The sequence below is a fragment of the Candidatus Phaeomarinobacter ectocarpi genome, from assembly GCF_000689395.1.
GTDB classification, from domain to species: domain Bacteria; phylum Pseudomonadota; class Alphaproteobacteria; order CGMCC-115125; family CGMCC-115125; genus Pyruvatibacter; species Pyruvatibacter ectocarpi.
Genome location: NZ_HG966617.1, coordinates 3,087,889 through 3,101,878, shown reverse-complemented (window position 1 = coordinate 3,101,878; position 13,990 = coordinate 3,087,889). Strand labels below are relative to the sequence as shown.

17 protein-coding genes and 1 pseudogene are annotated in these 13,990 nt (G+C 59.5%); 10 read left to right on the top strand and 8 right to left on the bottom strand.

Features of this window, described 5'->3' with window-relative positions; genetic code table 11:
• Positions 1 to 2: 2 nt before the first annotated feature.
• Positions 3 to 713 (top strand): ChrR family anti-sigma-E factor, encoded by a 711-nt coding sequence (locus BN1012_RS14780; protein WP_043950184.1) that lies wholly within the window; start codon positions 3 to 5, stop codon positions 711 to 713.
• Here BN1012_RS14780 and BN1012_RS14775 read toward each other — a convergent pair.
• Positions 658 to 1,251, bottom strand: a pseudogene (locus BN1012_RS14775) (RNA methyltransferase); the annotation flags it as partial. The gene BN1012_RS14780 and the pseudogene BN1012_RS14775 sit on opposite strands and share 56 nt — an antisense overlap.
• A 287-nt stretch (positions 1,252 to 1,538) precedes the next feature.
• Here BN1012_RS14775 and BN1012_RS14770 point away from each other — a divergent pair.
• The 5 genes from BN1012_RS14770 (at position 1,539) to BN1012_RS14750 (ending at position 6,085) form a co-directional block, all read left to right on the top strand.
• Positions 1,539 to 2,087, top strand: a complete 549-nt coding sequence (locus BN1012_RS14770) for a DUF2141 domain-containing protein (RefSeq protein WP_052535427.1) — start codon at positions 1,539 to 1,541, stop codon at positions 2,085 to 2,087.
• A gap of 132 nt (positions 2,088 to 2,219) precedes the next feature.
• Positions 2,220 to 3,221: an NADPH:quinone oxidoreductase family protein gene (locus tag BN1012_RS14765; protein ID WP_043950183.1), complete on the top strand. Its 1,002-nt coding sequence runs from the start codon at positions 2,220 to 2,222 to the stop codon at positions 3,219 to 3,221.
• Positions 3,222 to 4,037, top strand: coding sequence for a GDSL-type esterase/lipase family protein (locus tag BN1012_RS17125; protein ID WP_052535424.1), 816 nt, complete (start codon positions 3,222 to 3,224; stop codon positions 4,035 to 4,037).
• 171 nt (positions 4,038 to 4,208) lie between these two features.
• Positions 4,209 to 5,162 carry a DMT family transporter gene (locus BN1012_RS14755; protein ID WP_043951174.1) on the top strand — a complete coding sequence of 318 codons (954 nt, stop codon included), beginning with the start codon at positions 4,209 to 4,211 and terminating at the stop codon, positions 5,160 to 5,162.
• Positions 5,159 to 6,085 (top strand): DMT family transporter, encoded by a 927-nt coding sequence (locus BN1012_RS14750; protein WP_081826432.1) that lies wholly within the window; start codon positions 5,159 to 5,161, stop codon positions 6,083 to 6,085. Before BN1012_RS14755 ends, BN1012_RS14750 begins: the two co-directional genes overlap by 4 nt.
• Here the strand turns inward: BN1012_RS14750 and BN1012_RS17120 are convergent.
• Positions 6,082 to 6,477, bottom strand: coding sequence for a bleomycin resistance protein (locus BN1012_RS17120; RefSeq protein WP_052535418.1), 396 nt, complete (start codon positions 6,475 to 6,477; stop codon positions 6,082 to 6,084). The genes BN1012_RS14750 and BN1012_RS17120 overlap by 4 nt on opposite strands.
• The gene (locus tag BN1012_RS14740; protein ID WP_081826525.1) at positions 6,474 to 6,878 is read right to left on the bottom strand and encodes a YkvA family protein; all 405 of its coding nucleotides are present in this window, start codon (positions 6,876 to 6,878) and stop codon (positions 6,474 to 6,476) included. Before BN1012_RS14740 ends, BN1012_RS17120 begins: the two co-directional genes overlap by 4 nt.
• A gap of 261 nt (positions 6,879 to 7,139) precedes the next feature.
• On the opposite strand from BN1012_RS14740, the gene BN1012_RS14735 reads away from it, so the two are divergent.
• The 3 genes from BN1012_RS14735 (at position 7,140) to BN1012_RS14725 (ending at position 8,989) form a co-directional block, all read left to right on the top strand.
• Positions 7,140 to 7,922, top strand: a complete 783-nt coding sequence (locus BN1012_RS14735; RefSeq protein WP_043950182.1) for an SDR family NAD(P)-dependent oxidoreductase — start codon at positions 7,140 to 7,142, stop codon at positions 7,920 to 7,922.
• A gap of 178 nt (positions 7,923 to 8,100) precedes the next feature.
• On the top strand, positions 8,101 to 8,469 hold the full coding sequence (locus BN1012_RS14730; protein ID WP_043950181.1) for a VOC family protein: 369 nt from the start codon (positions 8,101 to 8,103) through the stop codon (positions 8,467 to 8,469).
• Between the two features lie 151 nt (positions 8,470 to 8,620).
• Positions 8,621 to 8,989, top strand: a complete 369-nt coding sequence (locus BN1012_RS14725) for a VOC family protein (protein WP_043950180.1) — start codon at positions 8,621 to 8,623, stop codon at positions 8,987 to 8,989.
• Between the two features lie 531 nt (positions 8,990 to 9,520).
• Here the strand turns inward: BN1012_RS14725 and BN1012_RS14720 are convergent.
• On the bottom strand, positions 9,521 to 10,087 hold the full coding sequence (locus BN1012_RS14720; RefSeq protein WP_052535416.1) for a MarR family winged helix-turn-helix transcriptional regulator: 567 nt from the start codon (positions 10,085 to 10,087) through the stop codon (positions 9,521 to 9,523).
• 136 nt (positions 10,088 to 10,223) lie between these two features.
• On the opposite strand from BN1012_RS14720, the gene BN1012_RS14715 reads away from it, so the two are divergent.
• Entirely contained in the window at positions 10,224 to 10,892 is a 669-nt protein-coding gene (locus BN1012_RS14715) for a class I SAM-dependent methyltransferase (RefSeq protein ID WP_052535414.1), read from the top strand.
• Between the two features lie 14 nt (positions 10,893 to 10,906).
• Here the strand turns inward: BN1012_RS14715 and BN1012_RS14710 are convergent, their stop codons facing one another.
• The 4 genes from BN1012_RS14710 to BN1012_RS14695 all read right to left on the bottom strand — a co-directional run bounded on the left by BN1012_RS14710 (position 10,907) and on the right by BN1012_RS14695 (position 13,879).
• On the bottom strand, positions 10,907 to 11,197 hold the full coding sequence (locus BN1012_RS14710; RefSeq protein ID WP_043950179.1) for a 4a-hydroxytetrahydrobiopterin dehydratase: 291 nt from the start codon (positions 11,195 to 11,197) through the stop codon (positions 10,907 to 10,909).
• A gap of 40 nt (positions 11,198 to 11,237) precedes the next feature.
• Positions 11,238 to 11,786, bottom strand: coding sequence for an RNA 2',3'-cyclic phosphodiesterase (gene thpR / locus BN1012_RS14705; RefSeq protein WP_043950178.1), 549 nt, complete (start codon positions 11,784 to 11,786; stop codon positions 11,238 to 11,240).
• Positions 11,787 to 12,024: 238 nt separating this feature from the next.
• Positions 12,025 to 13,065 (bottom strand): NADP(H)-dependent aldo-keto reductase, encoded by a 1,041-nt coding sequence (locus BN1012_RS14700; RefSeq protein WP_043951168.1) that lies wholly within the window; start codon positions 13,063 to 13,065, stop codon positions 12,025 to 12,027.
• 148 nt (positions 13,066 to 13,213) lie between these two features.
• Positions 13,214 to 13,879 (bottom strand): arylesterase, encoded by a 666-nt coding sequence (locus tag BN1012_RS14695; protein WP_043950177.1) that lies wholly within the window; start codon positions 13,877 to 13,879, stop codon positions 13,214 to 13,216.
• Positions 13,880 to 13,990: the final 111 nt, after the last annotated feature.

Sequence of the window (13,990 nt, the reverse complement as noted above, 5' to 3'; positions counted from 1 at the left end):
CGATGACCAATATCGAGACGACACAGACAGAGGCTCCTGCTCCAGACCGGCGGTTTGGCGAAGAGATTCTGCTCGATTACGTAACCGGTTCTCTGGATGAAGCCACAGCGCTTATGGTGGCGGCCCATCTCGATTTGTGCCCGGACGCGCGGGAGACTGTTGATCTGATGACACGGGTCGGCGGTGCGCTGCTGGATGAGGCAGAGCCTGTGGCCATGCGCGACGGTGCGTTTGACGCGGTGATGGCTTTGATCGAGCGGCAGCCAACGGATGCGCAGGCGGGCCGAGTAATTGACGATGAGCTTTCCGCTCTGCCGCAGGTCATTCAGGACCGCATTGCGGCGTGTGGCGGCAAGTGGTCCTTCGTGACACCGGGCGTCAAGGCCATGGACCTTGGATTTGAGGCGCCCCAGGGCAGTGCGGACTCAGCGCCGGGCGAAGTGAAGCTGTACCGGCTGGAGCAGGGCAAGGGCGTGCCGACGCATACCCATAAGGGCAGTGAGGTGACTTTGGTGCTGACGGGCGCATTTGCGGATGGCCGGGACCGCTTTGGGCCGGGTGAAGTGTCTGTCGCCTCGCCTGAAATTACCCATCGCCCGATTGCAGAAGCCGGAGACACCTGTTTTGCGCTGGCGATTACCGACGCCCCGCTGCAGCTTACCGGGGCACTCGGACTCGTGCAGCGCGCTCTGTCCCTAGGCGGCTCCGACTAGCACCCCCGCCCTTTGGCGATGTTGCGGTTGATCCGCGTCCGCGCGGTGATGAGCGTTTTTCAGCGTAGCTGCCAAGCGGAGGCGCTGCGCCTTCGGGCATTCCCATTGATGAGACGGGACGGGCAGGGAAATTGCCCAGGGTTTTGACCCGGTCATACATGACGATGGCGCCAGCCATGGCCACATTGATGCAAAAGGCAGTCGGGATGCGGATGAAGCTGGTGCATTGCTCGCGCATTTCCGGCGACAGGGACCCTGCTTCAGGCCCCAGGACGTAGGCGGCCTTTCTGGGGTGATAGAAGCTGGGCAGGTCAACCGCGTCGTCCATCAGCTCAATCCCTACCAGGTCGCAGCCTTCGGGCATTTGCATCTGATCGACGCTGTCCCAGCCGTAATAGGGAATGTTGCTGCTGGCGTCGGAGGTGTCTGACCGGCCGGATCTGATGCGCTTATGGGCATCCACCGTGAAGAAGAAGCTGGCGCCGAACGCATGGGCTGAACGCACCAGATTTCCCAGATTTCCAGGTTTTGAAATGCGTTCTGCGCCGATGGCAAAGAATCCTTTGGGGCGCGTGGTGGTGACGTTTGTGTTCATCGTGATGTCAGCCGGGCTGTGGTCTGCTTGAGGTCATGCGTGGACATATGACCCTGCATAGCATGTCACGATCACTGGTGCCTCACATGTGCCTCACATGTGCCTCACGGGGAAGTGCATTTGCTATTGGGCGAAAAAGCGTCATATACGCAACGGTTTAGCGGCACAAAGCGCGTTAGACTTTGTGAAGGACAGCCCCCGTGGGGGCATGAGTAGCACTGGGGCCGTTTGTGACTGATTGGCAGAAAACAACAAAAAACGCGTCGAAACTGCTGGCCGGTCTCGTGATGGCGGTTCCTTTTGCGTTCGCGCTGGCGATTGTCCCGGCGGCACCCGTCCAGGCCAATGAAGGCCTTGCGACCGCTGACACCCCGACTGCTTCTGCACTGCCCGGGCAGCTTGAAATTGCCGTGGACGGTACAACCGCAGGCGTTGGCACGGTTCGGGTCAATCTGTATGCCTCCACGGCTTCCTTTTTGAAGCAGGAAGACGAGCAGGCTGAGGTGACTGTTCCAGATGAAGGCACCTCGCAGGTGGTTTTCAGTGATCTGGCACCGGGCAAGTATGCGGTGGTCGCCTATCAGGATATCAACGGCAATGGCGAGCTGGATCGTGGTTTGTTCGGCATTCCGCTGGAGCCGATTGGCTTTTCAAATGGTGTTGTGCCGGTGTTTTCAGCGCCGGATTTTGAAGATGCCGCGGTGAGCGTTGCCGATGGGGCAACCGCCATTGAAATCACGGTGCGCAATCTGACGGCTGCGCGCCGCGCCGGCTCCTAGGTCCTGAGCTACACACGCCAATCCTCTCACTTCTTTTGGCTTTGACGCGCTCTCCATGGTACATCCCGTGGCGAAGCTGCACGCATGTGCAATTGCCATAATCGATACAACAACGAAGCAAGGGAGAGCGTCATGAAGGCTGTTTTGTGTAAGGAGTATGGGCCGCCGGAAACGCTGGTGCTGGAAGATGTGGCGTCGCCCGAGCCAGGCGAGGGCCAGGTGCGCATCGCGGTCAAATCTGCTGCCGTCAATTTCCCTGACGTGCTGATCATTGAAAACAAATATCAGTTCAAGCCGCCGCTGCCGTTCTCACCGGGCGGTGAAGTGGCCGGCATCGTTGACAAGGTTGGTCCGGGCGTCACCACGCTCAAGGAAGGTGACCGGGTCATCGGCTCATGCGGCTGGGGTGGTTTTGCTGAAGAGATCGTTCTGGAAGCTGCGCGCTGCACTCCGTTTCCTGACGAAATGGATTTCACATCCGCGTCTGCCTTCCTGATGACCTACGGCACGTCCCATCACGCTCTCAAGGACCGTGCAAAGATCCAGCCGGGCGAAACGCTTCTGGTGCTGGGTGCGGCTGGTGGTGTTGGCCTTGCTGCCGTTGAGCTTGGCAAAGCCATGGGCGCACGCGTGATTGCGGCTGCGTCTACCGAAGACAAGGTGCAGGTCGCCAAAGACCATGGTGCGGATGACGGGTTTGTCTATCCGACCGGTGAGCTTGATCGCGCACAGCAAAAGGCGCTGTCGGAAAAGATCAAGGAACTGACGGGTGGTCAGGGTGCGGACGTTGTTTATGACCCGGTGGGTGGCGACTATTCAGAGCCAGCCATCCGCGCGACCAACTGGGAAGGTCGCTTTCTGGTTGTCGGTTTTGCCTCCGGCCCGATCCCCAAGGTGCCGCTCAATCTTGCGCTGCTCAAAGGCTGCCAGATTGTTGGTGTGTTCTGGGGTGCCTTCACGGCGCGCGAACCGGAACGCAACAAGGAAAACCTGGCCGAGCTGATGGCCTGGTTCAAAGCCGGCAAGATCAAGCCGCTGGTGTCCAAGACCTATCCCCTGTCGGATGCAGCCTCCGCGCTGAACGACATGGCGGCACGCAAAGTGAAGGGCAAGATTGTTCTTGTTACTGAATAAGTGTCACTGAACAGGGTCGATGATCGTGATCCACGGGGGTGGCGGCGCGCAGCACTTCGCGCCGCCGCCATTGTGGCTGGGCTGGTGGTTATCGTCTTTGCGTTTCTTGTCTATGTATTGCTGGCCTCCAGCGACCCGGTCTATTGGGCCGGTGATATAGCCGAGTTTGAACGGCTGGATATTTCAAACCCTCCTGAAAAAAACCAGATCGTGTTTGCCGGTGGCGGCACCATTCGCCAGTGGGACACGCTGGAGCAGACGCTGGCTCCCCTGCCGGTGATCAAGCGCGGCTTCGGCGGGGCGCATGTTGCCCATGTGACGGCGTATGCGCCGCGTATCATTCAACCCTATGAGCCGATTGCCGTTGTCATTTCGGCGGGCGCGGATGATCTGGCTGACGTGGGCGGCAAGCCACCGGATCAGGTGGAAGCGGATATGGCGGAGCTGGTTGCGTTGCTGCGTCCAGCCGAGTTGCGGCCACGCGATGCGCCGCAGGTTTACATTCTTTCCATCACGCCATCGCCCATGCGGTCTGCGCGCTGGCTAGCCTTTGCGCAGGCCAATACGCAGCTCAAGGCGCTGGCGGACGCCAATGCCGGCGTGCATTTCGTTGATACCGCGTCGCTCATCGCGACGGATGATGGCCAGATGGATGAAAGCCTGTTTCGCTGGGACGGGCTTGCCTTCAACGAGGAAGGGTACGCGGTTATCGGGAGGGCCATCCGTCAGCGGTTGATGGTGGATCTGGGCGACCGATTGCGATCTGCCCCGTCTCCGACAGTTGATCCGCTGGATCAGGCGGTTCCTGCGCCATAGGTTCTAAGTGTGTGGGGCCATTGGCCTTTTTCTGGCAATGCCCGAACACGCACAACAGGTTTCAAATTAAATGACGCCGAGTCATCTTGTAGCTGCCGCTGCTGGCACCTAGGTTGGGCATATCCACAGTGGTGCTGGGGCTGCTGTATTCCCGTCAGGATGACCTCTCGCGTGACTGATCACGACACACCAACCGCCTATTCGGCGCGCCGTGACCGCCTGACGTCGTGGTGGTTCACGCTTGCGCCGAACACGCGCGGCGCGGTGTGGCTGTTGATGTCCATGTCGCTGTTCACGGTCATGGCGGTTCTCACGAAATTTCTGGGGACGCGGCTCGACCCCATGCAGGTGGCATTCTTTCGTCTGTTCTTTGCAACCGCCATCATCATGCCGTGGCTCATCAAGGATGGTGGCTTCATTCCCAACCATCCACGCCTGATGACCCTGCGCGGCATTATCGGCGGTGGCGCGATGATCTGCATGGTCTATGCGTTTGTGAAACTGCCACTAGCAGATGCGCAGGCGATCCAGTTTGCACAGGCGCTGTTCATGGTGCCCTTGGCGATCATCTTTCTGGGCGAGGTGCCCGGGTGGCGACGCATCACGGCGGTAATCATCGGCTTCCTGGGAGTACTGGTCATGCTGCGGCCGTCCGGCGACTTTGAACCGGCGGCCTTCGTGGCGCTGTTCGGCGCCCTGCTGATTGCGGGGGCGGCGATCATGGTCAAGCTCGTGTCCGACAAGGACGGGCCGCTCACCATGATGCTGTTCTCCGGTGTCTTTGGCTGCGCCATGACTGTCGTACCCATGGTGCTGAACTGGATCGACCCCACGCCTTATGAGTGGGCAATGCTGGCCGGCATGGGCATTGTTGGCGCCGGTGCGCATAACTGTTTTCTGCGGGCTTACCGGGTGGGTGAAGCCACGGCGATGGCCCCGATTGATTACACCCGGTTGCTGTTCGCAGGCGTTGCCGGGTTTTTGTTCTTTGGCACGGTGCCGGACATCTACACGATTGTGGGTGCAGTCATCATTGCCGCCACGAGTTTCTATATTGCGCAGCGTGAATCAGCGGTGGCGCGCGCCAAGGCGGCGCTGGCTGCTGACGAAAGCAAGTCCGCATGAGTGTCGCGTCCCAGCGTGAGCGGGCGGCGGCCTATTGGGTGACATTGCCTCCCAATGTGCGCGGCGCTTTATGGCTGTTGTTGTCGGCCACATGCTTTACGGCGATGGCGGTGCTGGCAAAGACACTGGGTGATCGGCTGGACAGTTTGCAGCTGGCGTTCTTTCGCATGTTCATTGCGCTGCTGGTGATTGTGCCGTTCCTCATTCGCGGTGGCATGGCGTCGATCAAGACACACTACCCGCTGCTGCAGATTGCCCGTGGTGTCGTCGGCTCAACCGCCATGATGTGCGGGTTCTATGCCTTGGTTCATCTGCCGCTGGCGGATGCGCTGGCGTACAACTTCACCAAGGCCTTGTTCGTGGTGCCACTGGCTTACTTCATTTTGAAAGAGCCTGCGGGTCCGCGCCGCATTGGGGCAGTGCTGATCGGGTTTGTCGGCGTGCTGGTGATGCTGCGGCCGACGGTCGAAATTGATCCCGCTGCACTGGTGGCGCTTGCTGGTGCGCTGTGCGTCGCGATGGCAACCATCTTTGTAAAGATCGTTGTGAAGGACGCACCGGTGACATTGATGTTTTACACGGGCGTCGTTGGCACTGTGGTGGCGGGCATTCCGGCGGCCTTTGTGTGGATCACACCAACGTGGAACGAGATGGGGTTGCTGGTGTTGATGGGTGTGTTCGCAGCGGGGGCGCATAACTGCTTCATCCGCGGTTACCGCGAGGGAGACGCATCCGCCATTGTGCCGTTTGATTATTCACGGCTGGTGTTTGCCGCGATTGCCGGTTTCCTGATTTTTGGGGATGTGCCGGACTGGCTGACCATTGCCGGCGCCGTCATCATTGTGGCGACCACGCTGTATATCGCGCGCCGAGAGGCAGTTGAGGCGAAAGCGCGGCGGGCCGCTGCTCAGGATATTTCCTAGCGCTGCAACAGGTCCTGGCCAAAGAAGATCAGAAAACCATTCGGGTCCTTGATATGGAACTCGCGCATGCCGTAAGGCTGATCGAACGGCGCGCGGGTCTGGGTGTCCGGCTTGGTTGCCATCACTTTCCGGTACAGCTCATCAACGTCACTGGTGCCGATATACATGGACATGTTGGATGCGGTCACAGCAAGCGTGGAGGCATCATCGGTCCATTGCAGATGGATGCAGACCGGCCCGTTGTTGACGATGCCATAGGCTCCGTCATCGGAGGCAAAGCCTTTGGTGAAACCAAGATGTGTTTCATAAAACCCGATCGCTTCCGCGACGTTGCGCACTGGCACGATGGGCGCGCCGAAGTGCAAATCCGTATGGCCATTGCCTAGGCTCATGCGTCTTCGAACTCACCCTGTTTCAAGGTGCGCTGGGCACGGATGCGGTGGTGGTCCTTGATGTGGCTGCCGACAATGGCGATGGCGGTGGTGAGAACCGTTGCGTCGTCGGTGAAGCCAAGCGCTGCGATGACATCCGGGATCAGGTCTGTTGGCACAATGAAATAGGTGATGGCCGCAAACAGCGTTGCGCGCACCCGCATGGGGGTGCCGGGATCAATGGCGCAGTAATAGGCGGCAGTGGCGTCCTCGGCGAAGGGGACTTTGCCGGCCACGCGCGCGAGCTTGCGCCAGAAACCCTTGCGGGCAACGCGTTCATTGCGCTCGGCGACCACCGGCAACTGAATGCGGGGGTCTTCGATGAGCGTCACGGCGTCGTTGTCGGCGGAACTGCTGGTCATGTGATCCTGCTGGTGGGGCCCAAAATGTACAAAATCCAAGGTGTCCTGAAGCCAAAGATGGGGCTTCCAACCGGGCTGCGCAAGCAATCTGCGCGACACGGCCATAATTCCCCTACGTCACATCAACGGCAATTCTGGGGCACGCAATAGGCTTGGAACCCCTTGTGACACGGGCCTTTCTTCGTGGTACACCCGCGCCCAATCAAAGTTCAAGACGATCAAAACCACACACTTAAAGGCTCAAAAGGGAGGCTTTGTTCCATGAAGCTCGACAGTTCAATTTCAGCCGTCATCACTGGCGGTGCATCCGGTCTGGGTGAAGCGACAGCCCGTGCGCTGGCCGCTGACGGCGTCAAGGTCGGCATTTTCGATCTCAATGCTGAAAAGGGCGAAGCCCTGGCAAAAGAACTCGGCGGCGTGTTCGCCCAGTGCAATGTGACCGACGAAGCAGGCGTGGACGCGGCTTTTGCCAAGTCTCGCGAGGCCATCGGCCAGGAGCGCATCCTGGTGAACTGTGCCGGTATCGGTAACGCCATCAAGACGGCCGGCCGCAACCGCGAAACCGGTGAGATCACCGCTTTCCCAACGGACAAGTTCGACCTGATCATCCAGATCAACCTGGTCGGCACGTTCCGCTGCATCGCCAAGTCCGCTGCCGGCATGATGACACTGGACCCGCTGGAAAATGGTGATCGCGGTGCGATGATCAACACGGCATCCGTTGCGGCACAGGACGGCCAGATCGGCCAGGCGGCTTACTCTGCATCCAAGGCCGGCGTTGTTGGTATGACATTGCCGATCGCTCGTGACCTCTCCCGCGAAGGCATCCGCATCAACACGATCCTGCCGGGTATCTTTGATACGCCGCTCCTGGCCGGTGCTCCTGAAAAGGTCCGTCAGGCGCTTGGTGCACAGGTTCCTTTCCCCGCACGTCTTGGTGCGCCGGATGAATACGCGCATCTCGCCAAGACCATGATCGAAAACGGCTACTTCAACGGTGAGAGCGTTCGTCTCGACGGCGCAATTCGCATGGCGCCGCGGTAAACGCGGCGCGGGGCCGCATGGCTCCGCGGTAGACCCTAAAGAGCGCATTCAAAGAAGGGCCGTCCGGTGATGCCGGGCGGCCCTTTTTCTTTGCGGATGATCACGAAAACGTAAGTGCACCGGGGTGCGTTTGCCCTTACAAACACCCCATAACAAATTACTCCCGGAGGAGATTTCGATGCTTGGATATACCTGTGTAGGCACCAACGACCTGCCCAAAGCGCTGACCTACTACGAGACTTTGCTGGCCGATCACAATCCCAACATGGTGATGGAAGATCCGGGGCGGATGCGGATTTACAGCAATGGCCAGGGCGGCATGCTGATGGTGACCAAGCCTGCTGACGGCGGCGAAGCAACAGTCGGCAATGGCTGCATGATCGCGATCCCCGGCGGCAGCCGTGAAGGCGTTGATGCGCTCTACAAAAAGGCCATGGACCTTGGCAGTGCCGATGAAGGCGGCCCCGGCGAGCGGATGCCTGGTTTCTATGGCGCGTATTTCCGCGACCTGGACGGCAACAAGATCTGCGCGTTTCACATGGGTTAGGGCGTAAGCCTGAATTGACGACAGTTAAAGGGTCGCTCCGTAGGGAGCGGCCCTTTTTTGTTTTCCGGTTGGCGCCTACCTCCAACATAGGTGCCCATACGCGTGGATTGAGATTTAGTGGGCGCATATTCAGCCTCTCAGGGAGAGAAACATGCTTGCTTATGCCACTGTTGGAACCAATGACCTGCCCAAGGCTCTTGCCTATTACGATGCGCTGCTTGCGGACCTCAATCCGCAGGTTGTCATGGAAGAAGAGGGCAATATGCGTGTCTATGGCGGTGGGACCGGCGCCATGATCATGGTCACCAAGCCCTATGATGGAAAAGCCGCGACACCGGGGAACGGCACCATGCTTGCCCTGTCGCCGGGCAGCAAAGAGGCGGTGGATGCGATCCACGCCAAAGCGATGGAACTTGGCAGTGCCGACGAAGGCGCGCCTGGCGATCGCGGACAGGGATTTTACGGCGCGTATTTCCGTGACCTGGACGGCAACAAGATCTGCGCGTTCCACTTGGGCTAATGCGCAGGTCGAATTTCCAATGATAGAAAGGGCCGCCCTGATCAGAGCGGCCCTTTTTCTAGGTCAAGAGCACCGCCCGGCGCTTCATTGGCGCCTTCTTTCGACGCCCTCTCGCGTCCGAAAGGGTTCTGCGGCTTCCCGGCAAACCAGCGTATTGAGCAGATGATGCTCGGCCATACCGGTCGCAAATGGTGACTTCAAAGCGCAGTTCATCGAGAACACTGTGTGTGGAGCTCGGGTTCAGGTCTGCTTCATACCTTGTGGTGAAGTGCTTGAAATCGTGAACCGACGCTCCGTGCTTGGCGCAGAATTGCGGGAAGAAGTTTCGATAAAGTGTCACAGCTGTTTGGAGTTGGCCCGATGGTCGACCGCCTCTGATTTCCCCAGAAAGAAAATTCACTGTGATCCACCCCTCAGGCGATTTCCTGACATCATCGAAAACAGATGACACGCATACCCCAACTACCAAGCCGATTCCTGATGCAAGTGAGTCAGCGTAGTTGTGCGCGATGGAATGGAGGACGCGTTGTTTCATTCAGCTGCGAGTGCCACCGGCAATGCCCCGGGTGCACCGCCCCCGCCCTGGTTCTCGGCCAGCTTGGCGCGCATGCGTTCCAGCACGCTGGCGGCAACAAACAACTCTTCCTTTGAAAACCCGTCGCCCAGCGTATCTGCAAGTTCGCCGAGGCTTGAATTCATGCGGGCATAGGCGTCGAGGCCCTTGGGCGTTGCTTCAATCAGCTGAGAGCGGCGGTGGGCCGGGTTCGGCACGAAGCGGATCAGGCCTTCGGCGACCATTTCATTGGCGAGCTTCTGGATATGCTGGCGCGACACCGGACGGGCGCGGGCAAGCTGCGGCACGGTCTGCGGGCCTTGGGTAATGACCGAGTTCAGCATGCCCCAGGTGCCGCCGCGCTGGGCGTTGACGGCACCTATTTCCTGGCCTTCCGCCTGCAGGCGGAAATACAGCCAAGGCACGCAATTCATGACAGCGAGAGATAGGTCCCGGCGGCCCATTGCCTTGGCGGGCGACACGGCTTTGACGAGTTTCTTAGCGCCTTTGCCGGGCTTCTTCTTGCCGCCATTGTCCTTGGCCACGTGCGCCCCCCTGGATGTGCTGTGCGAAACGAAGCGCGGACTCTACTCCCCCGTGCCAGCCTCTTGAAGGGGGCAATTGATCTCTTATATGACAATTTAGTTGTCGTTTTGAGATTTATGACAGGAGGGTGACGTTGTGACGAAGGCAAAGACAGGTGTGATGCCAAATGCGGCCACCGAGATCCGCTCGGTGGCATCGCAGTTCGGCAATCCACGAGGATTTCTGGGTCGGCTGGCGCTGACCTCCATGGCCTACAAGAACGGCCGATACAATGGCGCCGCGCGGCTGGCGCTGGATCTGCAACCCGGCGATAAGGTGCTGGAAATTGGCTGTGGGCCGGGAGTTTCGTTGCGCAAGGTGGCGCGGACTGTTGGTCGCGATGGGGCCGTTGCCGGTGCGGATCATGCACCCTTGGCGGTGCGTATGGCCCGGCACAAGCTGCACTGGATGATCAGTCGCGGGCGGGCGCAGGTACTACAGGCGAGTGCTGAAGATCTGCCGTTTGAGGCCGCCGGGTTTGACAAGGCATATGCCGTTAACAGCTTTCAGTTCTGGCCAAAGCCCCATGAAGGTCTGGTAGAGCTGGCCCGGGTTCTGAAACCTGGCGGGCGGCTTGTCATTGTCCAAAGATCGGCAGGCGCAGACACCACGAGCAATTTTGCCGGCGCCGAGGGTGGCTGGGACCGGGTGGAGCGGGCGGTTGATGCGGCCAAGCAGGCTGGGTTCAGCGTGGTGGACGTCACGCAGGAACCGGCCGGCAAACTAGTGGCGGCGGTTGCGATTTTCGAGCGTGGCGGGACTTGAGAAATAGTGACCGGTCAGCCCGCGTAGTCTTCCATGGCTGTCGCCAGGTCGATGTCCTTCTGGCTCAGGCCGTCGGCATCGTGGGTGGTGAGGGTGACGTCCACCTTGTTGTAGACATTGAACCATTCAGGGTGGTGGTCCATGACCTCAGCCTTCAGGGCAACGCGGGTCATGAAGGCAAAAGCCTGCGAGAAGTCCTTGAACTTGAAGACCTTGTTGATCGCATCGCGGTCGGCAACTTGCGTCCAGCCGGTAAGGGTGGCGAGTGCGGTGGCGCGGGCGTCACCTTCGAGTTTTGCGGTCATGGTGGCCTCCTGGATGAGCGTTGTTGCCTTCTACCTAGGCTCAGGCTTTGACGCGGGCAAGCGTGTAGCTTTGTTCCAGGTGGTAGATCGAACCTGAATGGCTCAGATCGCTTGAGTACAGCCCAAAGCTGTCGATGGCGATGGGCGGGGCCTTGTAGAGGCTGTGATCCTGGATGAATTGCTGAACCTTGAGGGGTTCGGCGTTGCGCAGGCGGGCCAGAGTGATATGCGGGGCAAACTTGCGCTTGTCCGGTGCAAGACCAATGCGCTGGAAGGCGCGCTCGATCTTCTTTTGCAGGTTTGTCAGGGCTTCGTTCGGCTCAATGCCTGCCCACAGGGCGCGCGGCTGGTCCTGACCAAAGACGCCGCATCCCTTGATCTGCAGGTCGAAGGGTTTGCACGACAGGGCGGCAAGGGCTGAATCAATATCTTCGGCCTGAGGTTCTGCCACTTCGCCGATGAAGCGCAGGGTGATGTGGTAATTTTCCATCGGTACCCAGCGCGCGCCGGGCAGGCCGCCGCCGCACATCATGGCGAGGTCAATGCAGGTGGCGTGAGGCAGTCCAAGCGCAACAAACAGTCTTATCATGCCTCAGGCGTAGCTGAGTCTTGTGTCAGTTGGAAGGCAATGCCGCTTAGCAAAAAGCGAGTAACAAAAAGCGGGCGGGCATTTCTGCCCACCCGCTTTTGCATTCTATGTGTCCCACCTGCCGTATCCCCGGGCTTGACCCGGGGTCCACTCGCTTACGCTGCGGTGTGAAACGTCTGCGAGTAGGCCCCGGGTCAAGCCCGGGGACACGGATAGAGCTTTGCCAATCCAGTGAGCCTTACGGGCAGGGGTTGGGCTGTTCGAGATGCGCTGCTTCGATCTCGGCCAGTAGTTCTTCGCTCATGTCGAGATCCACACTGTCGATGTCGGTCTTGAGCTGCTCCATGGTCGTCGCACCAATGATGTTGGAGGTGACGAACGGCTTGAGCGTCACGTATTGCAGGGCCATCTGGGACGCGTCGATGCCATGCTTTTCAGCGATCTTGAAGTAGCTTTCCATGGCGCGATCGGCCGCCGGTGTTTCATAGCGCTGCAAGCGGTTGAAGAGCTGCCTGCGCGAGCCCTTGGGGTTGGCGCCATTGCGGTACTTGCCTGTGAGGTAGCCCTGGGCCAGCGGTGAATAGGCCAGCAGGCCGACTTTTTCGCGGTGGGCAATCTCGGAGCCGCCCTGTTCAAATGTGCGGTTGATCAGGTTGTAGGCATTCTGGATTGACTGCATGCGTGGCAAGCCGCGTTCCTCAGCATACTGAAGGAACTTCATGGTGCCCCATGGGGTTTCGTTGGACAGACCCACATGGCGGACCTTGCCGGCTTTCACGATCTTGTCGAGGGCTTCGAGGATTTCATCCAGCGGGGTGCCGGGCTTGTCGATATGGGTGTATCCCAGGCCACCAAACAGGTTGATGGGACGGTCCGGCCAATGCAGCTGGTAGAGGTCGATATAATCCGTCTGCAGACGCTTGAGGCTCTTGTTGACGGCTTCTTCGATCTGGGCAGCGGTGTGGTCTGTTTCGTCGGTATTGTCTCGCAGCCAGTGGAAGGGCGCACGGCCTGCCACCTTGGTGGCCAGAATGACCTTGTCGCGGTTGCCGCGTTCCTTGAACCAGGTGCCGATGATGGTTTCTGTCGAGCCCTGTGTCTCGGGCTTGGGCGGCACGGCGTACATTTCTGCGGTGTCGAAGAAATTGATGCCACGCTCCAGCGCGTAGTCCATCTGCTCGTGGCCTTCGGCTTCCGTGTTCTGCTCGCCCCAGGTCATGGTGCCCAGGCAGATTGAAGAGACTTTGAGATCCGTGGTGCCGAGTTGGCGATAGTCCATAGCCATGCGTTGCTTCCTTGGGTGCGATCTTTTCGATAAAGCGAATGTGGATGACGTGGCGCGAACGGCGTTCGGCCACGGAAAAACTGTGCAGTGGTGGAAAGCGCGCCCTCTCCCCAGATGCAGCGCGCAGGAACTTAGATGTCGGTCAGGAAGAATTGTCCTTGCGGGCATGTTCTACAAGCTGAACCGCATAGGGCGTGATCGCCTCCACAATCACTGCCACACCATCCGGGTTGGGATGAATGCCGTCCGCCTGATTGAGCGATGCCTCGGCGGCCACTCCTTCCAGGAAGAAGGGATAAAACAACACGTCGTATTCCGCTGCAAGGTCTGGATAGATCGAGGCGAACTCCTCGCCATATTCCTCACCCAGATTTGGCGGGGCCAGCATGCCGGTCAGCAGCACAGGCAGACCGCGGGCCTTGAGGGCTTCGAGGATGGCTGTGAGGTTCTCACGGGTCTGCTGGGGTTCAAAGCCACGCAGAGCGTCGTTTGAGCCAAGTTCCACGATGACAGCGTCCACATCCTCGTTCAAAGACCAGTCGAGGCGCGCCAGACCACCGGCGGACGTATCTCCCGAGACGCCGGCATTTTCAATCAGGACGCTGATGCCTGCTTTATCAAGGGCTGACTGCAGTTGAGGCACAAAGCCCTGGCCTTGCTCCAGGCCATATCCGGCGGTCAGGCTTGTGCCCAGCGCCACGACTTTAATGGACTCAACGGCTGTATCGGTGGTTGCCGCAGGGGCCGCCTGAGCTTCCTGGGCGGCGGCATACGGGATGCCAGGGAGCGCCAATAGCGCTGCCGCCATGATCCAGCTTGCCAGAGGGCGCGTACGACTCTTATCTGACCGGCGGTTGTATAACTGCCTCAAACTGCCATATGCCAAGGATGCGCGGCCTGTTAAGGGGTTTTGACGGGC